26 protein-coding genes, 1 other RNA gene and 1 riboswitch are annotated in these 23,287 nt (G+C 59.7%); of the genes, 6 read left to right on the plus strand and 21 right to left on the minus strand.

Annotation, left to right across the window (positions count from 1 at the left end):
• Positions 1 to 22 precede the first annotated feature (22 nt).
• The gene (flgM, locus tag BN1124_RS09605; RefSeq protein WP_042641341.1) at positions 23 to 298 is read left to right on the plus strand and encodes a flagellar biosynthesis anti-sigma factor FlgM; all 276 of its coding nucleotides are present in this window, start codon (positions 23 to 25) and stop codon (positions 296 to 298) included.
• Between the two features lie 2 nt (positions 299 to 300).
• Entirely contained in the window at positions 301 to 738 is a 438-nt protein-coding gene (gene lfgN / locus BN1124_RS09610; protein ID WP_269429044.1) for a lateral flagellar protein LfgN, read from the plus strand.
• Between the two features lie 4 nt (positions 739 to 742).
• Here lfgN and lfiJ read toward each other — a convergent pair whose 3' ends face one another.
• From lfiJ to rsmI, 16 genes are all read right to left on the minus strand, one after another.
• On the minus strand, positions 743 to 1,159 hold the full coding sequence (gene lfiJ / locus BN1124_RS09615; protein ID WP_042641345.1) for a lateral flagellar protein LfiJ: 417 nt from the start codon (positions 1,157 to 1,159) through the stop codon (positions 743 to 745).
• 9 nt (positions 1,160 to 1,168) lie between these two features.
• On the minus strand, positions 1,169 to 2,500 hold the full coding sequence (lfiI, locus tag BN1124_RS09620) for a lateral flagellar FliI-like assembly ATPase LfiI (RefSeq protein WP_042641347.1): 1,332 nt from the start codon (positions 2,498 to 2,500) through the stop codon (positions 1,169 to 1,171).
• Entirely contained in the window at positions 2,493 to 3,182 is a 690-nt protein-coding gene (gene lfiH / locus BN1124_RS09625) for a lateral flagellar assembly protein FliH (protein ID WP_042641349.1), read from the minus strand. Before lfiH ends, lfiI begins: the two co-directional genes overlap by 8 nt.
• A gap of 12 nt (positions 3,183 to 3,194) precedes the next feature.
• Positions 3,195 to 4,223 (minus strand): lateral flagellar motor switch protein FliGL, encoded by a 1,029-nt coding sequence (gene fliGL / locus BN1124_RS09630; protein WP_042641352.1) that lies wholly within the window; start codon positions 4,221 to 4,223, stop codon positions 3,195 to 3,197.
• Positions 4,210 to 5,952, minus strand: a complete 1,743-nt coding sequence (gene fliFL / locus BN1124_RS09635; RefSeq protein WP_197066202.1) for a lateral flagellar M-ring protein FliFL — start codon at positions 5,950 to 5,952, stop codon at positions 4,210 to 4,212. Before fliFL ends, fliGL begins: the two co-directional genes overlap by 14 nt.
• A 17-nt stretch (positions 5,953 to 5,969) precedes the next feature.
• Positions 5,970 to 6,296 (minus strand): lateral flagellar hook-basal body complex protein LfiE, encoded by a 327-nt coding sequence (gene lfiE, locus BN1124_RS09640; RefSeq protein ID WP_048822947.1) that lies wholly within the window; start codon positions 6,294 to 6,296, stop codon positions 5,970 to 5,972.
• An 11-nt stretch (positions 6,297 to 6,307) separates the two neighbouring features.
• Complete coding sequence (lafK, locus tag BN1124_RS09645; RefSeq protein WP_269429045.1) at positions 6,308 to 7,570, minus strand: lateral flagellar response regulator transcription factor LafK; 1,263 nt, start codon at positions 7,568 to 7,570, stop codon at positions 6,308 to 6,310.
• 254 nt (positions 7,571 to 7,824) lie between these two features.
• Positions 7,825 to 7,912: riboswitch (cyclic di-GMP riboswitch) on the minus strand.
• Positions 7,913 to 8,118: 206 nt separating this feature from the next.
• A complete protein-coding gene (gene lfhA / locus BN1124_RS09650; protein WP_042641357.1) occupies positions 8,119 to 10,194 on the minus strand; it encodes a lateral flagellar biosynthesis protein LfhA in 2,076 nt (691 codons plus the stop codon).
• Between the two features lie 3 nt (positions 10,195 to 10,197).
• Positions 10,198 to 11,334 (minus strand): flagellar biosynthesis protein FlhB, encoded by a 1,137-nt coding sequence (gene flhB, locus BN1124_RS09655; RefSeq protein WP_042641359.1) that lies wholly within the window; start codon positions 11,332 to 11,334, stop codon positions 10,198 to 10,200.
• Positions 11,331 to 12,113, minus strand: a complete 783-nt coding sequence (gene lfiR / locus BN1124_RS09660) for a lateral flagellar biosynthetic protein LfiR (protein ID WP_042641362.1) — start codon at positions 12,111 to 12,113, stop codon at positions 11,331 to 11,333. The genes flhB and lfiR overlap by 4 nt, the downstream gene beginning before the upstream one ends.
• Positions 12,110 to 12,379: a flagellar biosynthesis protein FliQ gene (gene fliQ / locus BN1124_RS09665; RefSeq protein WP_042641363.1), complete on the minus strand. Its 270-nt coding sequence runs from the start codon at positions 12,377 to 12,379 to the stop codon at positions 12,110 to 12,112. Before fliQ ends, lfiR begins: the two co-directional genes overlap by 4 nt.
• 1 nt (position 12,380) lies before the next feature.
• Positions 12,381 to 13,118, minus strand: a complete 738-nt coding sequence (gene fliP, locus BN1124_RS09670; RefSeq protein ID WP_042641365.1) for a flagellar type III secretion system pore protein FliP — start codon at positions 13,116 to 13,118, stop codon at positions 12,381 to 12,383.
• A complete protein-coding gene (gene lfiN, locus BN1124_RS09675) occupies positions 13,118 to 13,495 on the minus strand; it encodes a lateral flagellar motor switch protein LfiN (RefSeq protein ID WP_042641367.1) in 378 nt (125 codons plus the stop codon). The genes fliP and lfiN overlap by 1 nt, the downstream gene beginning before the upstream one ends.
• A 7-nt stretch (positions 13,496 to 13,502) precedes the next feature.
• Positions 13,503 to 14,360, minus strand: a complete 858-nt coding sequence (gene lfiM / locus BN1124_RS09680) for a lateral flagellar motor switch protein LfiM (protein ID WP_269429046.1) — start codon at positions 14,358 to 14,360, stop codon at positions 13,503 to 13,505.
• A 245-nt stretch (positions 14,361 to 14,605) separates the two neighbouring features.
• Positions 14,606 to 14,991, minus strand: an RNA gene (gene rnpB, locus BN1124_RS20540) — RNase P RNA component class A.
• Between the two features lie 167 nt (positions 14,992 to 15,158).
• Positions 15,159 to 15,992, minus strand: a complete 834-nt coding sequence (rsmI, locus tag BN1124_RS09685; RefSeq protein ID WP_042641369.1) for a 16S rRNA (cytidine(1402)-2'-O)-methyltransferase — start codon at positions 15,990 to 15,992, stop codon at positions 15,159 to 15,161.
• Positions 15,993 to 16,191: 199 nt separating this feature from the next.
• Between rsmI and BN1124_RS09690 the strand changes: the two genes are divergently transcribed.
• The 4 genes from BN1124_RS09690 to dolP are packed head-to-tail and all read left to right on the plus strand — an operon-like array spanning position 16,192 to position 19,478.
• Entirely contained in the window at positions 16,192 to 17,982 is a 1,791-nt protein-coding gene (locus BN1124_RS09690; RefSeq protein ID WP_042641371.1) for a penicillin-binding protein activator, read from the plus strand.
• On the plus strand, positions 17,900 to 18,295 hold the full coding sequence (locus BN1124_RS09695; protein WP_156128235.1) for a YraN family protein: 396 nt from the start codon (positions 17,900 to 17,902) through the stop codon (positions 18,293 to 18,295). Before BN1124_RS09690 ends, BN1124_RS09695 begins: the two co-directional genes overlap by 83 nt.
• Before the next feature lie 9 nt (positions 18,296 to 18,304).
• A complete protein-coding gene (locus tag BN1124_RS09700; RefSeq protein ID WP_033132315.1) occupies positions 18,305 to 18,895 on the plus strand; it encodes a D-sedoheptulose-7-phosphate isomerase in 591 nt (196 codons plus the stop codon).
• 4 nt (positions 18,896 to 18,899) lie between these two features.
• The gene (dolP, locus tag BN1124_RS09705) at positions 18,900 to 19,478 is read left to right on the plus strand and encodes a division/outer membrane stress-associated lipid-binding lipoprotein (protein ID WP_042641372.1); all 579 of its coding nucleotides are present in this window, start codon (positions 18,900 to 18,902) and stop codon (positions 19,476 to 19,478) included.
• Positions 19,479 to 19,525: 47 nt separating this feature from the next.
• Here dolP and BN1124_RS09710 read toward each other — a convergent pair whose 3' ends face one another.
• The 5 genes from BN1124_RS09710 to petA all read right to left on the minus strand — a co-directional run bounded on the left by BN1124_RS09710 (position 19,526) and on the right by petA (position 23,206).
• Positions 19,526 to 19,951, minus strand: a complete 426-nt coding sequence (locus BN1124_RS09710) for a ClpXP protease specificity-enhancing factor (RefSeq protein WP_042641374.1) — start codon at positions 19,949 to 19,951, stop codon at positions 19,526 to 19,528.
• On the minus strand, positions 19,948 to 20,577 hold the full coding sequence (gene sspA, locus BN1124_RS09715) for a stringent starvation protein SspA (RefSeq protein ID WP_042641376.1): 630 nt from the start codon (positions 20,575 to 20,577) through the stop codon (positions 19,948 to 19,950). The genes BN1124_RS09710 and sspA overlap by 4 nt, the downstream gene beginning before the upstream one ends.
• Positions 20,578 to 20,664: 87 nt before the next feature.
• On the minus strand, positions 20,665 to 21,399 hold the full coding sequence (locus BN1124_RS09720) for a cytochrome c1 (protein WP_042641378.1): 735 nt from the start codon (positions 21,397 to 21,399) through the stop codon (positions 20,665 to 20,667).
• Positions 21,396 to 22,613, minus strand: coding sequence for a cytochrome b (locus BN1124_RS09725; protein WP_033132310.1), 1,218 nt, complete (start codon positions 22,611 to 22,613; stop codon positions 21,396 to 21,398). The genes BN1124_RS09720 and BN1124_RS09725 overlap by 4 nt, the downstream gene beginning before the upstream one ends.
• A 2-nt stretch (positions 22,614 to 22,615) precedes the next feature.
• The gene (gene petA / locus BN1124_RS09730; protein WP_033132309.1) at positions 22,616 to 23,206 is read right to left on the minus strand and encodes a ubiquinol-cytochrome c reductase iron-sulfur subunit; all 591 of its coding nucleotides are present in this window, start codon (positions 23,204 to 23,206) and stop codon (positions 22,616 to 22,618) included.
• Positions 23,207 to 23,287: the final 81 nt, after the last annotated feature.

Below are 23,287 nucleotides of genomic sequence, written 5' to 3' on the forward strand. Positions count from 1 at the left end.
TAGACCATCAGGAAATGACGTTATGAAAATCACCCGCACCGATCCGCTCTATGTCCAGACTTCGCTGCAACGCAAGCAAGACAGTGTTCCTGCCCAGTCGCAACCCAAGGCGAGCCAGGGCGACGCCCGGATCAGCACCACCGCACAGACCATCAATCAGGCGAGAAGCCAGCTGGCCTCCACCTCGGACGTGGACATGGAGAAGGTGAACCAGATCCGGCAGGCCATCAGTGAAGGCAAGCTCGAGCTCGACATGGATGCCCTGAGCCAGGCCATTCTGGACATGCACCGTCGATGAGCATGGCGCCCAAGTTGAGGATCAAACAGCTGATCATCGGTATTCAGCAAGACTGTGGCCGCTACGCAGCGCTGCAACAACTGTTGCGAAACCAGCACAGCCTGCTGGCCAGTCACGACGTCGATGGGCTGACCGAACACAACCTGCAACAGACCAGGTTGATGGCCGACATCCAGCAGCAGGCCCAGCAGCGCTGCCAACACCTGCTGGCATTGGGTCTCAAGCCCGACGAGAAGGGGATGGCGACGCTCATCACCAAGTTACCCGCCGCACTGCAGCAAAGCGTCTCGGGCCAGTGGCAGCAACTCGAGCAACTGCTGCAGCTATGTCAGCGCCAGAACGACCTCAATGGCCGGCTGCTGGCGGGACAGATAGAGACGATCAATACCCTGCTGGGCCAGGAATCCTCCTATGGCAGGCAGGAACACTTTCCCGATTAACCCCTCAGCGCCCCTGCAGGGCGCGATGACGCAGGCTGGCCAGCTCGTCCAGCTGACGCTGTTCCCCCAACTCTCGCCGTTGACGTGCCGCCAGTTCCCGTTTGTCCAGCAATAGCTCCAATCCTTTGACTCGACCAAACTGCCTGATCAGCTCACCCTCATGGTGCTCCAGATCCAGGCTGGCCATCGCGGATTGCTGCACTTGGTGCACGAGCAGGTGTCGTAACTGGCCCTGCATCTGTTGTTTGTTCTGCCAGAGCAAGGGGTGAAAGCTGGCCGAACCAGGCTGCAGGGTGTCGATCACCTCCTGCAACTTCAGGGAGCGACGCTCCTCGCGTAGCGCTATGTCGCGCAGACGCTGTCGCTCCTTGCCCATGGCATCGAGCGCATCCTGTTGTAACCCGAGGTAGGATTTCAGCATCTTGGCTCCTTAGGCCCTGCCCAGCACCTGCTTGAGGCCGCTCACCACCTGGACGATGGGGGTCTCCTCGTGGATGCCCTGCTGCAAGAAGCTCGCAATGGCGGGGTAGCGCTGCACGGCTTCATCCATCTGGGGATCGGCACCCACCTGATAGCCCCCCAGCGGCAGCAGCTCGCGCACCTGCTGATAGCGACCCCAGAGCTGGCGCAGGCTCACGGCCAGGGCCTGCCAGTCGGACGGGACCACTTGCGGCATCACCCGGCTCACCGACGCACCTATATCGATCGCCGGGTAGTGACCCTCTTCCGCCAGCCGGCGCGTCAGCACAATATGGCCATCGAGGATGGCTCTGGCCGCATCCACCACGGGGTCCTGTTGATCATCCCCCTCCGCCAGCACTGTATAGAAGGCACTCAGGCTGCCCTCAGGATGAGTGCCGTTACCCGCCCGTTCGACAAGCTGGGTCAACATGCTGAACACCGAGGGAGGGTAGCCCCGGGTGGCGGGAGGTTCCCCGATCGCCAACGCGATCTCGCGCTGAGCCTGGGCATAGCGGGTCAGGGAGTCCATCAGCAGCAGCACATCCTGCCCCTGCTCACGGAAGTATTCGGCAATGCGGTGACACAGCTGGGCCGCACGTAGCCGCATCAGGGGAGATTGATCCGCTGGGGCGGCGATCACCACGGCGCGGGCCAGACCTTCCGGCCCCAGACTCTGCTCGATGAACTCCCGCACCTCCCGGCCCCGCTCGCCGATGAGCCCCACCACCACTATCTGGGCGGTGGTGTTGCGAGTCATCATCCCCAGCAACATGCTCTTGCCCACCCCGGAACCGGCAAACAACCCCAGTCGCTGGCCCTTGCCGACCGTCAGCAGGCCATTGATGGCACGGATGCCGACATCCAGTGGCTCACGCACCGGGGTGCGCAGCAGCGGGTTGGGGGGAGAGGCAAACAGAGGCACTCGCTCCCCCATCTCTTGCAGGGGGAGACCGTCCAGGGGTTGCAACAGACCATTGAGTACGCGACCGAGCAGGTGATCACCGACCAGGATCGTCTCTTCCCCATCGATGGGCAGCACCCGGGCACCGGCATAGAGACCGCTCATGGGCTGCAGTGGCATCAGATAGGAGACATCCCGATTGAAGCCAACCACCTCTGCCAATAGCGACTCACCCGTCGCCGAGTCAACCCGACAGCGTTGCCCCATCACCAGCTGACAGCCCACCACCTCCAGCGTCAGCCCGGTGACTCGCACCAGACGACCATAACGGCGAAAACCGGGGATCTCCTCCAGATTATCCAGGGCAGACGTCAGCGCCTGTTGCAGAACATCATGCATCTGGCAACGCCAGAGTGGTGTTGAGTTGTTCGAGGCAATGATCTAGGCGCTCCCCCGTATTGATCTCGATCACCGCGGCGCGGGTCTCGATCCGAGCATCTCCGACCCCCAAGGCCCCATCCACCTGCAATGGCCATTTCTCGCAGCGAGTCACCCCCTGTTCGGCCAGTCGCTGGCGATCCCCTGCACTCAGGTAGATGACCAAATCTTCTGCGTCATTTGGCAGGGTGGTCAGGGCCTGTTCGACCTGATGAAGTACCTGTTGCGGGTTGAGGGTAAATTCGGCCTGGATCACCCGCTTGGCAACCTGGGCGACCAGCTGGGCGATCAGCGCCTTCTGCTCCTCCATGCGGGTCCGGCTCAGGGATTCCCACTGCCGTTGCAACTTGGCGAAGGGCACCATGGCCTGATCGAAGGAGGCCCGACCTTCGGCCAGGCCCTGTGCCAGCCCGCGTACCTGACCCTGTTGCAACCCCTTGGCCTCGCCCTCGATCAAGCCGCTGGTCAGTCCCTGCTGATAGCCGGTCTGGTAACCTTCAGCTTGTCCCTGCTCCAGCCCTTGCTGATATCCGTATTCGAACTGCTCCTGCTGACTCTGAGCCTCTTCCCCGCTCTGCCCAAGCGTTGGGAAACGGTAGAGACGGGTGGCACCGGCCGCCAGTTTGCGTACATGCTGACTCATGCCTGTCTCCTGTTAGTTGACGGTCGGCTCTTCGAACAGCTGGAATTCGACTTCGCCCTGCTCCACCAGCTCCCGTACCAGTTGCATTACCTCTTCCCGGGCCTGCTCCACCTTGCGCAAGGAGACACTGCCCTGATCCTGGATCTGGGCCTCCAGTGCCTGTGCCATCCGTTTCGGCATGGCGCCAAGCACCACCTTGCGGAAGCTGGCTTCGGTATTTTTCAGCGCCAGGGCCAACAGATCCGCCGGCAGCTCCTGTACCAGACGCTGCAAGGTGTCATCGCTCTGCCGACGCAGGGCCATGAAGTCGAACATGTTCTTCTCTATCTCGAGCGCCATGTCGCCATCATGCTCCCGCAGCAAGGAGAGCATCTGCTCCTTGTTGCCCTGATAGCGATTCAGGATATCGGCGACCTGACGGACACCGTTCACCTTGGCGCCGGACTGATCGGCAACGTAGACCAGGCAGCGATCCAGGGTCAGCCTCAACTCGGCCAGCACGTGTTCACTGACGCTGCTCAGGCTGGCAACCCGCACCAGCAGATCGTCGTGTACCGAGCCCGGCAACGCATCCAGCACGGCCGAGGCCGTCTGTGGGGGAAGGAAAGCGAGCAATACCGCCTGCATCTGCGGGTGCTCATTACGGAAGAAACGGGCGAGGACATCGGCAGGTACCCACTGCAGGCGCTGGATATCCTGGCTCATGACGTCGCCATAGAGACTGTCGAGCAGGCTGCGGGAGAGACGCTGACCCAGCGCCAGATCCAGCGTCTGTTCGAGGTACTCCCGCGAGGCACTGCCAATACCGCTCTGCTCGCGGTATTGGTTGAAGAACTGCTGCAGCGTCCACTTTGCCTCGATCGAGCTCACCCCTGACAGACCCGCCATCTTGGAGATAAGGCTCTGTACCTCGTCTCGTGAGAGCTTCTGCATCACCTTGGCGGCCGCCTCGGTCCCCATGCTCAGCAGCAAGATGGCAGCTTTTTCGAGGTTGTCGATATCGATGTCGACCGCATTTTGATTCAGATTACCGTTGTTCATTGCCACTCACCCATGATCTGACCACTTCCGCCACACGGGCCGTATCTTTCTCTACCAGCAGTTGCAAGTGTTTGAGCTGCACTTCCAGCTCGGAGCCGGGCTCTGGCAGAGCCTCTAAGTCCAGGGAGGAGAACCTGGGCTCCATCTTGTGCTCGGCCTGGAACAGGCCATTGCTGGCGGAGGTGCCTTCCAGCAAGGCATCGGCCTCACGGCGCATGGCGAGACCCACTGTGGGTTCCTCCGCCTCATCATCCTGCTGCTCCGACGGCTCGGCCTCGGGATATTGCTGTGTGCGCACCAGGTGTTTCACCAGCGGCCGAATGCCGAAGAATACCAGCGTCAGACCCAGCAATCCCCCGACCAGATAACGCAAGGAGTCCTGCCAGTAAGGCGTCTCCAACCAACTCGACTCGGGCGGGGCAATGGGGGTTGCACCGGTGAAGTCGAACACCTGCAGACTGATCTGATCACCACGGGCGGTATCAAATCCGACCGAACGCTCAACCATCTGCCGGATCTGCTCCAGCTGCTCTGCCTTCCAGCCCTCCTTGGGACCACTCTGCTGATTCAGCAAGATGGAGACGTTCATGCGCTCCAGACGCCCCTGCTGATAGCGGGTATGCACTATGGTGCGGCTGTTTTCATACTGCTTGTTCACTTCCTGACGCTCGGTCCGGCTGTCATTCTTGGCCGGCTCCGCTGTCGCAGCCTCATTTTTGGCTGTCTGATCGGCCTGAGGCGTCGTCTCGGGGGGGCGATTGGAGAGTGCACCCGGGATGCCGAGGGCCAGCGCATCTATGGTCTTGTCGGACTTGCTGGATTCCTTGGTGATCACCCCCTGCGGATCCAGCTGCTGCTGGGTCTCCTCCACCGCGTTGAAGTTGACGTCTGCGGCGATCTGCACCCGGAAGTTGCCGGTGCCCAGCATGGGGTAGAGCATGTCGTTGGCGCGCTGGCGGATGTACTGTTCCAGCTTGCGCACATACTCCATCTGCTGAACGCTCTGCTTGCCAAAACCCGCCCTGTCGCCCAACTCGGCGCTCAGCAGTTGTCCGGCCTGATCCACTATGGTCACGGCTCCCGGTTTCATGCCCGAGATACTGCCCGCCACCAGGTTGGCGATCGCCTCTACCTGCCCAGGCTCCATGGATTGTCCGGGCTGGAGATCCAGCATCACTGAGGCGCTGGGTTTCTCTTCGTCACGGCCGACAAACAGGGTCCTTTTGGGGATTGCCAGGTGCACCCGCGCGCTGCGCACCGCGTCCAGCGAGATGATGGTTCTGGCCAGCTCGCCTTCCAGCGCATGGCGATAACGCGCCCCCTCCATAAATTCGCTGGTGCCCAGCCCGGTGACCGTATCCAGTCCTTCCAGACCGGCGGGCATGGCGGCTCTGACCCCCCGTGCAGCCAGCGCCATCCGTACATGGGCCAACTGACTCTCTGGTACCAGGATCTGGCCGGTACTCTTCTCCAGCCGGAATGGCACCTGCTCCTTCTCCAGCATCTCCATGATGTTGGCCGTGTCGTAGAGCTCCTGTTTGCCGTAGAGCGGGACGTAGTTCTTGCTGGAGGTCCACAGGATCACCACTATGGTGCCTGCGACGATCGCGGCCAGCAGGGCAATGGTCAGAATGGATTTGTTGTCGCGAGACAGGGTGCGCCAGCTGCGCAGCCCTTCCTGGACCCGGGTCATGAAAGAGTCGGAAGACCCTTGGGAGGACGAAACCAGTTCAGTCATTACCAACCTCAGAGCGGCATGCGCATGATGTCATCAAAACCCGTCATCAGTTTGTTGCGCACCTGCATCAGGGCGGAAAAACTGAGACCGGCTTTCTGGCTGGCCACCATGGCGCCAACCAGATCGTCACTCTGACCCGCATCGACGGCGGTCATCAGGGTGGACGCTATATTCTGCTGCTCGTTGACTCGCCCGACGACATCGCGCATGGCATCGCTGAACGAAACGGTCGATGTATCATTCGACTCTATGGAAGGGGGTTGATTGGCGATACGCTGCATTTCCTGCATCTGCTGCAGGAGCGTCACCTGTGATGACATCATTTCAATCTTCACTCGGTTATCCCTTAGTTTTGAATCTGCTGCTCGACATTGATGCCCTGCTCACGCATGGCTGCCAGCTTGTATCTCAGCGCCCGGGTCGTCATCCCAAGGGCCTCGGCCGTACGAGTCCGATGACCACGGAAACGACGCAAGGTCTCTAGTACAAATTGAAATTCAGCATGCCGCCTGGTCTCGCTGAGCCCTTCTGGCGCCGCGAGTGTTTCCGGTAACAGGTTGTCGGTTTCAACGGCATAATGGGGCAACATCAAATCGACTGCCTGAATATGCAATCCGCGAGCCATAATTAAGGCCCGCTGGATGACGTTGTCCAGCTCACGCACATTGCCTGGCCAGTCATAGGCGAGCAGCTGTTGACGGGCCCCCTCGCTCAGGCGATACCCCTGTAGCGCGGCGTAACGCTCAATGAAGTACTCGGCCAGCGGCAGAATATCGCCCTGGCGCTCCCGCAATGCAGGCCAGCTCATGGGCAATACATCCAGGCGATAGAACAGATCCTCGCGAAACTCTCCTCGTGCAACCAGTTCCCGCAAGTCTCGATTGCTGGCGGCGATGATCCGCACATCCAGTGCTATCACCTGATGACTACCCAGTCGCTCCACTTCTTTCTCTTGCAGTACCCGCAGCAACTTGGCCTGCAACGTCAGTGGCAGCTCGGAGATTTCATCGAGCAGCAGAGTGCCCCCCTGAGCCAGCTCAAACTTGCCCTGCTGGCTCGCCGTCGCCCCCGTGAAGGCTCCCTTGCTGTGCCCGAACAGGATGGATTCGAGCATGGCCTCGGGGATGGCCGCACAGTTGATGGCCACGAAGGGTTTACCTGATCGGCTGGACATCTCGTGGATATAACGTGCCAAGCGCTCCTTGCCCGTGCCCGACTCGCCACCAATGAGGATGGTGGCTGAGGTCTTGGCGGCACGCCGGGCGAGTTGCAGCACTTGCAGGCTCAGGGGGGAGACGGCAATCAGGTTGGGAATGGCTTGACGCAGGCGCAGTGCCCCCCTGATCACCTCGATCATCTGCCGCGGGCTGAAAGGTTTGATGATGTAGTCAACGGCACCGGCACGCATGGCTTCGGCCGCCAGATAGGCCTGATGCTCATTGACCATGATGATGCAGTCGGCCCCATCCAGTTGCTGCATCATGGAGGGACCCGCTTCGGTCATGGCGACCATATCGAGCAGTATCAAATCGACCCGGTGTTGCGAGAGAAAGCTCCTCGCCTTGGGGAGGGAATCCAGGCAGGAGACCCGATAGCCGGAGCTCTGCAATATTGCCTCAATATCGTTTCCATTTGATAACGATGGCGAAACAAATAATAGGTGTGGCTGAGCTTCAATACCGAGCGGTATTGAATTTTCCTTGATAGACAAATCAGAAAGCATATAAACCCGAACCTGTGATTGTACATGAATCAATCAACAGAACTGACGCTCAAAAATAAAAACGCACCATGAATAGAAACAACGCGCCTTATTGAGCGTTCTCTCTATATTTGATATGGAAACAAGGCAGGAATCATGGCCTTGGTAACCCCGCTATCATTAGCATCAATGCTGTTAGACCGGAGGCTTTGCGTCCTGACTTTTCAGTTCAGTTTGCCTTTATCATGCGGCGACCCGTATTTGGATGGCATGGCTTTGCTGTCCTTAAAGCCATGTGGCACATGTAGCTTGTTATATTTTATAATATTATTTTACTTTTATTGTAACAATCGGTTACGTCAAAAGCCGTCACATGATAACGGCTTTATATGACAATTCAAGCAGATAAGCGGAATACCCTCTTCCTGTCAAAATACCCACATGGCAATTCAACTTCAGCCCAGGGTACCAATAACTTCCACCCTCAAATCTTCTGGTATTTCATTGTAAGAGAGTACTTTGAGACCTTTTGAGAAGGAACGGGCATAACGGGCGATCAGCGGCCTGAGCTGGGGCATGACCACCAGCACGGGGGCATATCCCTGCTGCTGTAATTGCTCCTTCACCAGCGGCATGTTCTGTTGCAGTTGTGCCAGCAATTGAGGATCGACCGGGAAGCTGTCCAGCTGGATTTTCCCCTGTTGCTGGGACTGGCTCATCGCCGCTAGCAGAGTCTGCTCCAGGCGATCATCCAAGGTGAAGGCCGCCAGAATATCCCGCGAACCTATCGCCTGTCTGACGATCTGGCGCTTCAGGGCGCAGCGCACATCCGATGCCAACAGGACAGGATCCTTGGTCAGCTCACTCGCATCCAGCAGGGTCGTTGCTATGGTACGGATGTCGGTGAGGCTGATCTGCTCCTTGAGCAGCTGGCGGAAGACCCGCAGCTGCTGCATCTGGGTCAGCGCCGCGTTGAGCTCTTCCGCTAGGCGGGGGGACTGGGTGGCCAGATACTGGCCCAGCTTGCCGACCTCGTCATGGCCGAACAGCGCATCGAGCTGCTCCCTTAGCAACTTGCTGGTATGGGTGGCAATGACGGTCGCGGAGTCCACGACCGAGTAACCGAGGTTGAGTGCCTTAGCCTTGTGCTCCGGCGAGATCCAGACCGCATTCATGCCATAGGCCGGATCCTGGGTCAGCTCGCCGTCAAGCACACCGTAAGTTTCTCCGCTGCTGATCGCCATCAGGCGTTGGCAATCCACATTCCCCACGGCCAAGGCGATACCGGACAGCTTGATGCGATACTGATCCGGTTGCAGTTGCAGGTTGTCCCGCACCCGGATCTCCGGCAACAAGAAGCCATATTGCTCGGAGAGGGTTTTGCGGATACCTCGCACCCGGGCCAGCAGTTCAGCCCCCTTTTCCACCTCGGCCAGCGGTACCAACCGATAACCTAATTCTATGGCCACCGAGTCCACCGGCGGCAGATCCTGCCAATCCAGTCCTTGAGGCTCGGGTTGCGTCATCTGCCGAGTCAGAGCCTGAGCGGCGTCAAGATCCGGATCATTGACCCTGCGCTTGCTGACGCTCCAGCCTGTCCATGCCAGCACGGCGGCGAAGCTGAGGAAGGCCAGCATGGGCATGCCGGGCACCAGGCCCAGGATCAGCATGATGGTCGCGGCCGTGTAGATGACCCGGGGTGAGGCCAGGATCTGCTGACCGACCTGATCCGACATCTCACCTTCGTCACTGACCCGCGTCACTATGATGGCCGCCGCAGTGGACATCAGCAGTGAGGGGATCTGGGCGACCAGACCGTCACCTATGGTGAGCAGGGCGTAGATCCGGAAGGCATCGGACACCGGCAACGAGTGCTGGAAGATACCGATGGCGAGGCCGCCGACCAGGTTGATGATCAGTACCAGCAAGCCGGCGATGGCATCCCCCCGCACGAACTTGGAGGCCCCGTCCATGGCGCCGTAGAAGTCGGCCTCTCTGGAGATCTCCTCTCGACGGGCCCGGGCCTGGTGCTGATCCAGCGTGCCAGCGTTGAGATCGGCATCGATGGCCATCTGCTTGCCCGGCATGGCGTCCAGGGTGAAGCGGGCGGAGACTTCGGAGATCCGCTCTCCACCCTTGGTGATCACCACGAAGTTGATGATCATCAGGATCACGAAGACCACCAGACCCACCACATAGTTACCGCCGATGACCACCTCACCGAACGCCTGAATGACTTTACCGGCGGCCTCATGCCCCTCATGACCATGGAGCAACACGACCCGGGTAGAGGCGACGTTCAGCGACAGCCGCATCAGGGTGGCAACCAGCAACACGGTCGGGAACACGGAGAAATCGAGCGGACGTCGGGCCGAGACCGAGACCAGCAGCACCAACACGGCCAGCACTATGTTGAAGGTAAACAACGCATCCAGCAGCCAACCGGGCAGGGGCAGGATCATCATGGCCAGAATGGCCAATAACATCATGGGGATAGCTGTATAGGATTGGGTCAATACACGCCAGTTCACAACTTACCTCTCAGGTTGACGTAACTCGGGCGGCACATGCAAAGGAGCAAGGGGATGGGGCTTCTTGCCCTTGCCTGCCTCATAGGCCCGTAGCTGCAATACGTGATTCAATACATAGGCGACTGCGGTGTAGAGACCAGCCGGTACTTCCTGATCAACCCGAGTGGAGTGGTAGATGGCCCGGGTCAGTTCCGGCAGGCTCATCACCATCTTATCGTGCTGCTTTGCCACCTGGCGGATCCGCTCCGCCATGCTGTCTATCCCCTTGGCGATCACGTAAGGGGCATTGGCACGCTCGGGGTCATATTTGATGGCCACCGCATAATGGGTCGGGTTCACGATGATCACATCTGCCTGCGGTACCCGTTGCTCGATGCGCGCCCGCGCCAGCATGCCCTGCACCTGGCGGATCTTGGCCTTGATCTCCGGTCGCCCCTCACTGTTCTTGTGCTCGTCCTTGACCTCCTGCTTGGTCATCTTCAACTGCTTGTTCAGTGACCAGCGTTGGTAAGGCACATCCAGCACGGCGATCAGCATCTGCACCGAACCTAGCAAGATGAATGCCTGGGAGAGGATCCGCAGCGCCTGTTCCATGGCTGCCTGGGGTGGCATGCGGTTCATCATCATCAACAGGGGCCACTGGTGCTGAAGCATCAGGGCGAGGGTGCCGCCGATCAGCAGCACCTTGAGCAGGGACTTCAGCAGCTCCATCAGGCTGTGAGTCGAAAACATCCGCTTGAGGCCCTTGAGCGGATTGAGCTTCTCCCCGCTCGGCATCAGCTTCTTCCAGGCCAGCACCATGCCACCCGGCACTATGCTGAGCAGGATCAACAGCACGGCCAGAAAACCGAACAGCGGCAGCAGCACCCACAACATGCCGAGCAGGGCCTCCGCCGTCCAATGGATCATCATCTGGGGATCCCGCGCCCCCTGCCAGTCGAAACGCTGGGGGCGCTTCATCAACTCAGCAAAAAACAGACCAAAACTGGGCACCATCCACTGCATGGCCAGACCCCCAAGCAGCAGCAGACCGGCGGAGCTCAACTCCTTGGAGCGCGCTATCTGCCCATCTTCCTTCGCCTTGCGCCGTTTCTGGGAAGAGGCCTCTTCGGTTTTGTCCTGTGCGCTGTTCTGGCTCATGTCGGTGTCAACATCCTGAGCTGGGTCAGCACATGACCAACCAGATCCAGATAACGAGCCGGAACCCCACTGATGGAGATGGCCATGGTCAAGAGCCCCAGCAGCAGGGTCATGGGGAAGCCAAGCGAGAAAATGTTCAGGGAGGGAGCGGTACGGTTAAGCACCCCAAAGGTGAGGTTGACCATCAGCATGGCGACCACCGCCGGCAGGGTCAGGATCAGCGCGGCGCCTATGCTCCAACCGAACAGGCCGATGACGCCCTTCACATCCAACGCATAGAGTGACGAGCCCGGCGGCCAACTGCGCAGGCTCTGCACCAGCACATCCAGGGTCACCAAATGGCCGTTCAGGCCGAGAAACAGCAGCGAGCAGAAGACCAACATGATCTGGCTGACGATGGGGGCGCTATCCCCGTTGGAGGGATCATTCATCATCGCCATCGCCAGACCCATCTGCATGGAGAGGATCTGCCCGGCCATGGTCATGACCATGAACAGCATCTGGATGCAGAGCCCGAACAGCAGCCCGAACAGCAGTTGCTCCAGCGTCAGCACCAGGGCGCCGGTACTGAAGGGATCGAGCACCGGCATCCCTTTCAACATGGGGGCGATCAGCAGGCTGATGACGAAGGCGAGAAAGAGGCGAACCTGGACCGGGATACGGCCATCGCCAAACACCGGCATCACCCAGAAGGCGGCGGCGATACGGATGAAGGGCCACCACCACTGCCCAAGCCAGGCTGTCAGCTCGGCCGCACTGAGCGACAGCAGGGAGTTCATCCGATCAATCCGGGGATCTTCTGGAACAGGTCGGCAAACAGGGTGGTGATCTGCGACAACAGCCAGTTGCCCGTGAAGATAAGCGTCATCAGGGTGACGATGAAGCGGGGCAGGAAGCTGAGGGTCTGTTCCTGGATCTGGGTCGCGGCTTGAAAAATACTGACCACCAGCCCGACGATGAGGCCGGGCACGATCAGCACCGAGACCATGACCACCACCAGATTCACGGCGCCCCCAACCAGGGCCACACTCTGCTCTGGGGTCACGTCAGCCTCCGCCACCGAAACTGGCGGCCAGAGTGCCTACCGTCATGGACCAGCCATCCACCAGCACGAACACCATCAGCTTGAACGGCAGCGAGATGATCAGCGGCGAGAGCATCATCATCCCCATCGCCATCAAGACGCTGGCGACAACCAGATCGATGACCAGGAAGGGAATAAACAACATGAAACCTATCTGGAAAGCGGTATTCAACTCGCTCAGCACGAAGGCGGGCAAGAGCACTCCAAAGGGCACGTCACTCTTGGCCAGCGTGGTGGCCTCCCCCGAGATGCGCAGCATCTGCTCCAGATCAGGTTCCCGGGTCTGGGCCAGCATGAACTGGCGCAACGGCTTCTCGGCTCTGGCCAAGCCTTCCGTCAGGGTGATCTCGTTCTGGTCATAGGGCACGAAGGCATGCTGGTACATGTCGGTCCAGACCGGCCTCATGATCACCAGGGTCAGGATCAGGCTGATACCGATCAACACCCGGTTGGGAGGGCTCTGCTGCAGGCCCAGGGCCTGACGCAAAATGGCCAGCACTATGATGATCCGGGTGAAGCTGGTCATCATCAGCAGCAGGGTCGGCAACAGACCCAGCAGGGTCATAAAGAACAGGATCTGCAGCTTGATGCTGTAATCTTCTCCCCCTGAGGCACCGGGTGAGACAGAGAACAGCGTCATATCCGCCGCCGCCCAACTGGGCAACGAGAACAGCAGCAGGGCAACCAGCAGGTAACGCATCAGTCGTTCATGCCACCCAGCAGGTTGGTATCGACCACATCGACCAGGCGCAAGCCGTATTTGCCATTCACGACCACGACCTCACCCTTGGCCAGCAAGCGGCCATTGACGCGTACGTCCAGCGGTTCACCCGCCAACTTGTCCAGCTCGATGACGGCGCCTTCCTCGACGCGCATCAATTCACCCAGCGCCACCTCGGTACTGGCGACTTCCAGCGTCACCTTGACCGGGATCTGGTGGAAGAAGGAGAGATCGCGCTGCTTGCTGCTACTGGTGGGGGCCATGTAGTCGGCCGCACTCGGCATGCTGATATCATCACCAAACAGTTGATCCAGGCCGTCCAGATCCAGCGGGTCGTTCAAATTGTGTTCGTTCATGATTCGACTACTCCTCTACCACAGTTGCAACCTGATACACCAGGCTGCCTTTATGTTCAGCAATGCGTCCGTTAAAGCAGGGGCGGTTACCGATCAATGCCGGTACGACCTCGGGTAACTCCAGTGAGAGCACGTCCCCCACCTTGAGGCATTCCAGATCCGCCAGGGTCATGGACATTTGTCCCATGACTATCCGCAGCTGTACCGGAACTTGCGTCAGGGCTTGTTCCAGTTGTGCCTCCTGCACCCGGTGACCCGCAGTAATGCCAAGGGTCTCCTGTGGTGGCTCAAGCCAGAATTGCCAATCGTGGGTGTAACCACCTGCAATCAGGTGCGCCTCCGCGACCCAGAGACGTGATGCCGGCACTGCATCCCGGGAGATCAGGTTCAACTGCCACGCGAGATCCCCCTGACCGAGGCAGGCAGACCAGATATCTATCTGGTACTGGCATAACCGCAGCAGCAAACGCTGCTCGGTATCGGTCAGGCCTTTGCCATGTGCTGCCTCAGCACCCTTATGCTGCAGAGAGCCACCGAAAAACAGCACGGCAAGCCGGTAAATCACCGAAGGAGCAATGGAGAAGTAGGCAACGCGCTGCGCATCGATCGGGGTGCGGGCCTCGACCCAGATCAGGTGGTCATCCCGAGCCTGTGGCTGGGTGGAGGAAAAATCCTGGTAGGTCAGATCGCAGTCTGCGGCGTTGAATAGCTGGGCCATGCAACCCGAGGCCTGCAATGAGAAGGATCCCAACTGGGTGTTAAGTTGCTTGAGCCGCGCCACATTGGCTCGCTCGACGCCCAGCAGATCATAATGGGGAAGGGTCTTGCCTCGCTCAGCGGACAGTAGCCGAGAAGGTGTGAGCATTACGCCGCTTGATGACATTACAAATCCACCTTAGCCATTTTATCTCGCCCTACTGCCATAAAGACACTCATCAGGCCAGCCGCGTGATCGATACAAATAGTCCAGCCGACATAGAGCGACCGAAAAGGGCGAGAACTTTATTACAAAATTTTAAAAGGTGCCACGCGGCAGTCCGGCAACCCAGAAATAAAAATCCCGGCACCTGAAAGGTGCCGGGATTTTAAGGTACTTGCATACCTTGAATAGGTCGGAGTCGGCCTGTAAGCCGGGTTCTGTTCCGGGTTGCCCCGGTAGCAATCATTCCTCTAGGCCAGCAATCGCTCACTGGCTCAAGCAACCTACCCGCCCCCAACGCGGGCCGCGCCAATAGGGGCCTATTTGGTCTTGCTTCGGGTGGAGTTTACCGTGCCACGAACTGTTGCCAGTCGCGCGGTGCGCTCTTACCGCACCCTTTCACCCTTACCTGATCCCTTGCGGGCCATCGGCGGTTTGCTCTCTGTTGCACTGGTCGTAGGCTCACGCCTCCCAGGCGTTACCTGGCACCCTGCCCTATGAAGCCCGGACTTTCCTCCCCTCCGCCCGTCTGTCCCGAGGGACACAACGACGAAGCAGCGATTGCCCAGCCGACTCCGGGCGCGGATTATAGCCTTGTCCGTCGCCCTGGGTAAACCGACAATTGCCGTTTACCTCCATTCAGGGCGATAACAGCCCCATTTCAACAGAGGGTATCGCTGGTTTTTACACTCACACCAGTGCATTTCACTGCCATGGGGTCTGTTATCCACGCCCTTACATCACTCAATAGTGCTCGAGACCGTATTTGTAGAGGGCATTCTTCTTCACGCCGTGGATCTCGGCGGTGAGGGCGGCGGCTTTCTTCAGCGGCAGCTCGGCCACCAGCAGCCCCAGGGTACGCAGCGCCTCGGCAGGCAGCTCTTCGTCGAGCTTGCTGGCACCGGCCACCACCAGCACGATCTCGCCGCGACAGCGGTTATCGTCCTCGCCGAGCCAGGTCAGCATCTCGGAAGCAGGCAAGCCGTGGATAGACTCGAAGGTCTTGGTCAACTCGCGGCACACCACCACCTGGCGTTCTCCCAGGATGCGGGCAATTGCTTCTACTGTGTCCTGCACCCGACGCGGGGATTCGTAGAACACCAGGGAACGGGTGTCCTCGATGACGGCCTGCAGCCTGTCGTCACGGCCCTTGGCCTTCGCCGGCAAGAATCCCTCGAAGGCGAAGCGATCGGTGGGCAGGCCGGCGGCAGAGAGTGCGGTAATGGCGGCGCAGGGGCCCGGCAGCGGCACTACCTTGACCCCGGCTTCGCGACAACGGGTGACCAAGTGATAGCCAGGGTCGCTGATGAGGGGGGTGCCCGCATCGGACACCAGGGCCACGCTCTTACCCTCCTTGATCCGGCCTATCAATACGTCCGCCTTCTGCTGCTCGTTATGATCGTGCAGGGCGAAGGTCGGTACCGAGATCTGGTAGTGGCTGAGCAGGATACCGGTATGACGCGTATCCTCGGCGGCCACCAGATCGACGCTGCGTAAAATGTTCAATGCACGCTGGGTGATATCCGCCAAATTACCGATGGGAGTGGGGACTATATACAGGGTTGGGATGTCACTCATGGGATCTCCGAGTGTCCCGACAATTGTGTCGCCATATTGGCCCGTTTACACTATGGGGAACTTCAACACTGGTCGGGGAATGAACTTGAACCGGGTTACAAAGCAGCTAAGTGTATCACGACTCTTCGGCATCCTACTCGCGGCGGTTCTGCTCGTCGCCTGTGCGTCGGAGCCCAATCCATCTTCCGGGCAGCCTGGCATGCCATCGGCGTTCTCGGATCTGACCAAGAATGCCCAGTGGTATCTGGAGCAGGTCGACCCTGCCAAACCGGCCGAGGCCTTCACCTGGCAGGTGATGGCGGCGCGCAGCTATCTGGCGCTCGGTCAGGCCAAACCGGCGGCGGCCCTGTACCAGCAACTGCAGAAGCAGGCCCAGAGCCCGGAGCAGAAGGCGCAGCTGCAACTGTTGCAGGCGCATCTGTTGCTGGCCCAGGGCAACGCCAATCAGGCGCTGATCCTGCTGGAGGGCAAGCCCGATGTAGCCCTTGATGCCGACACCCAGAAGGACTGGTATCGCCAGCGGGTGGTGCTGCAGCTCAACATCAATAACCAGTTCGGGGCTGCCAAGTCGCTGATCTTGTTGGAACCCTATCTGGCCAAGAATGAGCTGTCGACCAACCACCAGCAGATCTGGTCCCTGCTCAAAAGCATGACTCCCTCCACCCTGCAGGCGCTGGAAGAAGCCCCCGCCCCCGACGTGACCACCGGCTGGCTGCGACTGGCGGCGCTGGTGAACGAGTTCGGTGCCCAGCCCAGTCAGCTCGCCCGCCAACTGGCAGGCTGGAAACAGACCTTCCCGAACCATCCGGCCCAGACCGACATGCCGGCCGGCCTTGGCGATCTGGCTGCGACGAACACGGGCGCACTGCAGCAGGTGGCCGTCTTCCTGCCCCTCTCCGGTAATCTGGAAGCCCAGGGCACGGCCATTCGCAACGGCATGCTGATGTCCTACAAGGAGAATCAGGGCCAATTCACCCTGAACTTCTATGACACCCAGAGCAAGGCGATGGGGGATCTCTACAAGCAGGCGATCCAGGAGGGGGCCAACATGATCATCGGCCCGCTGCTCAAGGACAGGGTCGAGGAGCTGCTCAAGTCCAACCCGACCGTGCCGGTGCTGGCCCTCAATGAGCTGGACAAGCCCATCGTCAACGACAACACCTACTACTTCTCCCTCTCCGCCGCCGCCGATGCGAGCCAGGCCGCCCAGTACCTCTATGGTCAGGGCTATCGCAAGCCACTGCTGATCGCGGCGCAAGGCCGCATTGGCTACAGCAGCATCAAGGCGTTCGAACAGGCCTGGGCCGGCGTCAGCCAGGAGAAACCCGTGGTCGCCACCTTCGGTGCGCGCAATGAGGTGCAGGGCATGGTCAAGAACGCCCTGAGCGGGCACTCCACCGCCCGAGCCGGGGAAATCGTTCAGCTGTCCGATGCCGCGCCCCGCAGCATAGACGCCGTCTATGTGGTGGCCAACAGCCTGGAAACCCGGATGATCAAGCCCTACGTGGACATCTCGGTCAATCCCATGGGCAGCCTGCCCATCTACAGCAGCTCGCGCGGCTATGACAGCGGGGCCACCGAGGCAGCCTCCGAGCTCAACGGCATGCATATCGCCGACATGCCGCTGCTGCTGGGTGGCTACGAGAAAGAGCGGGAGCAGATAGCGTTGCTCTGGCCACAGACCCAGGGTGACCTGCTGCGTCTGTTTGCCCTCGGTTACGATGCGGTCAGCCTGGCCGGCAACCTGCAGCAGATGCGCAAGGTCAACGCCATGCAGCAACCGGGCATGAGCGGCCAGCTGAGCGTGGATCCCCATGGCAATGTAGTGCGTGTGCTGGATTGGGCCGTCTATCAGGATGGCAAGCTGGTCAGCGACAGCGCCCTGCCCCAGCCCGAGAGCAGCCCCCATGAAGAAGCTACTGACCAGACTGCACCAGCAGTGGTTGAACCTGTTGCCATCGGCAGCGGTGAGCAAGGGACAGCACTTTGAGCAAATAGCGGAACGCTGGTTGCAGGCCCGGGGCCTGCAACCCGTGCTTCGCAACTACCGCTGCCGAGGAGGCGAAATCGATCTCGTCATGCGCCAGGGGGATACCCTGGTGTTTGTCGAGGTCCGATATCGTGCTCACACCAGCCATGGTGGGGCCGCCGCCTCGGTCACAAGACGCAAACAGCACAAGATCGTGCTGGCCGCCCGCCACTATTTCAAGCAACATGCCATCAACGAGGCCAGCCAGGCCTGCCGATTCGATGTGATCGCGTTCGAGGGCGACCAGCCAGACTGGATCCAGAACGCTTTTTAAGAGGACCCCATGACTGATCCCATCAAAGAGAATTACACCGAAAGCATCCAGACCAAGATAGCCGCCGCCGAGGCGCTGCCGGAGGCCATCCACACCGCGGCCCAGATGCTGACCATCTGCCTGCTCAATGGCCACAAGGTGATGGCCTGTGGCAATGGTCCCTCCTCGGCACTGGCTCAGCTGTTCATCTCCGAACTGGTGAACTGCTACGAGACGCCGCGCCCTTCCCTGCCGGGCCTGGCGCTCACTCCCGATATGGCGACCATCAGTGCCATCGCCACCGATCACGGCTTCGAAGAGGTCTATTCCAAACAGATCCGGGCCCTGGGTCAGCCCGGTGACATCCTGGTGGTCATCACCACCACGGGCAACAGCCGCAGCCTGATCAAGGCCGCCGAGGCGGCGCTCTCCCGCGACATGACCATCATAGTGCTCGGCGGTGGCGATGGTGGCGAGATCGCCGGCCTGCTCGGCCCCAACGATGTGGAAGTCCGGGTGCCGTCGGCCCGTCGCCCTCGCATTCTGGAGGTGAACCTGTTGACCCTGCACTGCCTGTGTGATCTCATCGACCAGACACTTTTCCCGCAACAGGAAGATTGAAACCATGAACAAGCATATTCTCGTACTCGGCCTGCTCGCTGGCTCCCTGCTGCTGCAAGGCTGTGCCGCCGTCGTGGTCGGTGGTGCAGCAGGTACCGCCAAAGCGACCGGCGATCGCCGCACCTTGGGCGCCCAATGGGACGATCAGGCCATCGAACTGAAGGCGGCCAATCTGCTGGCAGACAACAAGCCGTTGAGTGCGGCCAGCAAGATCAGCGTCTACAGCAACAACGGTCGTGTCCTGCTGGTCGGTCAGACACCGTCCGACGCTTACAAACAGGAAGCGGGCAAGATCGTGGGCCGCATCGAAGGGGTGCGCCATGTCTACAATGAGCTGCGTCTCGGCAAGCCGGTGAGCATTGGCGTGCGCAGCAACGACTCCTGGATCACCTCCAAGGTGCGGGCCGACATGCTGGGCACCAAGGACTTTGACAGCACCAAGGTCAAGGTCGTGACCGAGAATGGCGAGGTGTTCCTCATCGGTCTGGTCACCCGCAAGGAAGGGGATCAGGCCGTCGAAATCGCCCGCCACGTCAGCGGTGTGAAGCAGGTGATCAAGGCCTTCGAGTTTGCCCAAAACTAAGCTGGGCAAGGGTGAGATGAAAAAACGCAGCCAACTGGCTGCGTTTTTTATTTGATGACTTTCAGGGCCGGACGACCGCTTGGACGCGGCGGCTCAGGCTCGGGCTCGGCGGGCCCCTCGGCCTGCTCCAGCCAGAGATCATAACCCGGCTCGGGCGGGAACAGGGTACCCACGCCGTTCTCCCGGGCATGGATGGCCAGGATGGCCGCCATGGGGATATAGACCTGCTGCGACACACCGCCGAAGCGGGCGCTGAAGCTGACGGCTTCATTGTCCATGTGGAACTGGCCTACGGCCCGGGGCGCTATGTTCAGGACGATCTGGCCATCCTGCACAAACTGCATCGGCACCATCACATGGGGGATATTGGCGTTGACCACCAGATGGGGGGTCAGCTCGTTATCCAGCAGCCAGTCGAAGAACGCCCGCAACAGATACGGGCGACTGGGTGTCATGGTCGGTTCAGTGCTCATACGCTGGCGCGGATCTCGCGCTCGGCTTCGGTCAGGGAAGCCTGGAAGGATTCGCGCTCGAACAGACGTACCATGTAGGCCTTCAGCTCCTTGGCACCACGACCGGTGAAGTCGATGCCGAGGCTCGGCAGACGCCACAACAGCGGAGCCATGTAGCAGTCGACCAGACCGAACTCTTCGCTCATGAAGTAGGGCATCTCGCCGAAGATCGGCGCTATGGCCAGCAGGTTGTCACGCAGCTCGGTACGAGCGGCCTCGACGTCGGTGCCTGCCATGATCTTGTCGGCCAGGGAGTACCAGTCCAGCTCGATGCGATGCATCATCAGACGGCTGTTGCCGCGCGCCACCGGATAGACCGGCATCAGGGGCGGGTGCGGGAAGCGCTCGTCCAGATACTCCATGATGATGCGCGAGGTGTACAACGCCAGCTCGCGATCCACCAGGGTCGGCACAGTGTTGTAGGGGTTCAGCTCGGCCAGCTCGTCCGGCAGGTTGCTCGGATCAACCTGGCAGATATCTACGCTAACACCCTTCTCCGCCAGGACAATACGCACCTGATGGCTGAACATATCGTTGGCACCGGAAAACAGCGTCATTACCGAACGCTTATTGGCAGCTACAGCCATTGAACCCTCCCGTCATTAAAAAGCAGAAACGGCAATGAAGCATTTTGAACCTCATTGCCGTGCGTCATATTACTCTGATCCGGTCGCTTAGTGAACGTCGCGCCAGAATTCCTTCTTCAACAGCACAGTGAAGATGAAGAAGATAACGATGAATCCGAGCACCCAGAAGCCCATGCGTTCGCGCTCCTGCTGTACCGGCTCAGCCGAGTAGACCAAGAAGTTTACCAGATCCAGTACCGTCTGATCATATTCTTCGTTGTTCATTTCACCGTTGCCGTCAGATTTGATGCCGACGACCTGCTGTACCGACTGTCCATCGACCTCGTGAGTCGCGAATTCGGCGCGGGGGGTTCCCTGCAACGGCTCCAGCACGTGGGGCATGCCCACGGACGGGAACACCGCATTGTTCACCCCGAACGGACGGGTCTCATCCACGTAGAAGGAACGCAGATAGGTGTAGATCCAGTTTGCACCACGCACCCGGGCGACCAGGGTTAGATCCGGCGGCGGAGCACCGAACCAGCGCGCCGCATCTTTCTCGGACATGGCGCTCTTCATCAGATCGCCTATCTTGGCGCCGGTGAAGACCAGGTTCTCCCGCATCAGCTCTTCCGGGATGCCGATATCGGCGGCAACCCGGTTATAGCGCTGATACTGGGTGGAGTGACAACCCGCACAGTAGTTCATGAAGGTGGTGGCGCCACGCTGCAAGGAAACCTTGTCGTTCAGATCGTACTCCGCCTTGTCGAGCGGAAAAGCACTGCCGGAGGCGAAGGCCAGACTGGGCAACAGAGCCAGCACTGCAAATATTATTCTTTTCATTTGAATGTCACCCTCTCCGGCAGCGGCTTGGTGTTTTCATTCTTGCTGTAAAAGAACAGCAGGACGAAGAACCCGAAATACCCCAGTGAACAGATCTGTGCGATCAGGGTCAGCGTCGGCGTCGATGGCAACACCCCCAGCACACCCAGGATGACGAAGCAGACCACGAACTGGGCGATGTTCAGCTTGTGCAGGGTGCTGCGATAGCGCACGGAGCGTACCTTGCAGCGATCCAGCCAGGGCAACAGGAACAGCACCACGATGGACAGACCCATCATGATGACCCCCAGCAGCTTGTCCGGCACCGCCCGCAAGATGGCGTAGAAGGGGGTGAAGTACCAGACCGGGGCTATGTGCTCCGGGGTCTTCAGACCGTTCGCCACTTCGAAGTTCGGTTTCTCGAGGAAGTAACCCCACATGTCCGGCTTGAAGAAGATGATGGCGCAGAACAGGAACAGGAAGCCCGCTACCCCGATCATGTCCTTGACCGTGAAGTAAGGGTGGAACGCCACCGCATCCAGCGGCCAGCCTTTCTCATCCTTGTGCTTCTTGATGTCGATGCCGTCCGGGTTGTTGGAACCCACCTCGTGCAGCGCCAGTATGTGCATGGCCACCAGCATCACCAGCACCAGCGGCAGGGCGATGACGTGCAACGCGAAGAAGCGGTTCAGGGTGGCGCCAGAGATGACATAGTCGCCCCGGATCCACAGGGTCAGATCGTCACCTATGACTGGAATAGCGCCAAACAACGAGATGATGACCTGAGCCCCCCAGAATGACATCTGTCCCCAGGGCAGCAGATAGCCCATGAAGGCTTCTGCCATCAGCACCAGGAAGATCAGCATGCCGAATATCCACAGCAACTCGCGTGGCTTCTGGTAGGAGCCGTAGATCATGCCGCGGAACATGTGCAGATAGACCACGACGAAGAAGGCGGAGGCGCCGGTGGAGTGCATGTAGCGCAGCAGCCAGCCGTAATCCACATCCCGCATGATGTATTCCACGGAGGCAAAGGCGCCCTCCGCCGACGGGTTGTAGTTCATGGTCAGCCAGATGCCGGTGATGATCTGGTTGACCAGCACCAACATGGCCAGGGAGCCGAAGAAGTACCAGAAGTTCAGGTTCTTGGGGGCCGGGTACTTGGCCATGTGGTCGTTGTACATGGCCGTGAGCGGGAAACGATCGTCAATCCAGCCCATGAGTTTGACAAACATGGTCAGGCCTCCTTGCCATCGGCACCGACCAGAATGGTGGTGTCGCTAAGAAATTGATATGGCGGAATGACCAGGTTCAGCGGTGCAGGTACGCCCTGGAACACTCGACCAGCCATGTCGAACTTGGAGCCATGGCACGGGCAGAAGAAGCCGGAAGCCACTCCCTGCACCTGCTCACCGAAGCTGTCTGGCAGATAAGAAGGGGAACAGCCCAGATGTGTACAGATACCGACGGCGACGAAGATCTCCGGCTTGATGGATCTGTAACCGTTGTGGGCATAATCCGGCTGCTGTGGCTCATCGGAGGCAGGATCGCGCAGCTTGTCATCGTGCGTTGCCAGGGCATCCAGAGTCTGCTTGGTTCGTTTCACCACCCAGACCGGCTTGCCACGCCACTCGACGCGAATGAGCTGACCCGGCTCCAACTTGCTGATGTCCACTTCGACCGGAGCCCCCGCCGCTTTGGCTTTGGCACTCGGATTCCATGACTTTATAAACGGCACTGCGGTAAAAGCAGCTCCTACTCCGCCAACGGCAACCGTTGACCAGGTAAGAAATCTGCGGCGACCGGTATCAACTGGCGCATTGCTCATCCAAAAACTCTCCCATGTGGACTCCGCTCATTCTTATAGTGTCCCCGTTTCCTATCTCCTCTCCCCATGACAACTGCTGCG

This window comes from Aeromonas eucrenophila (genome assembly GCF_000819865.1).
GTDB lineage: Bacteria > Pseudomonadota > Gammaproteobacteria > Enterobacterales > Aeromonadaceae > Aeromonas > Aeromonas eucrenophila.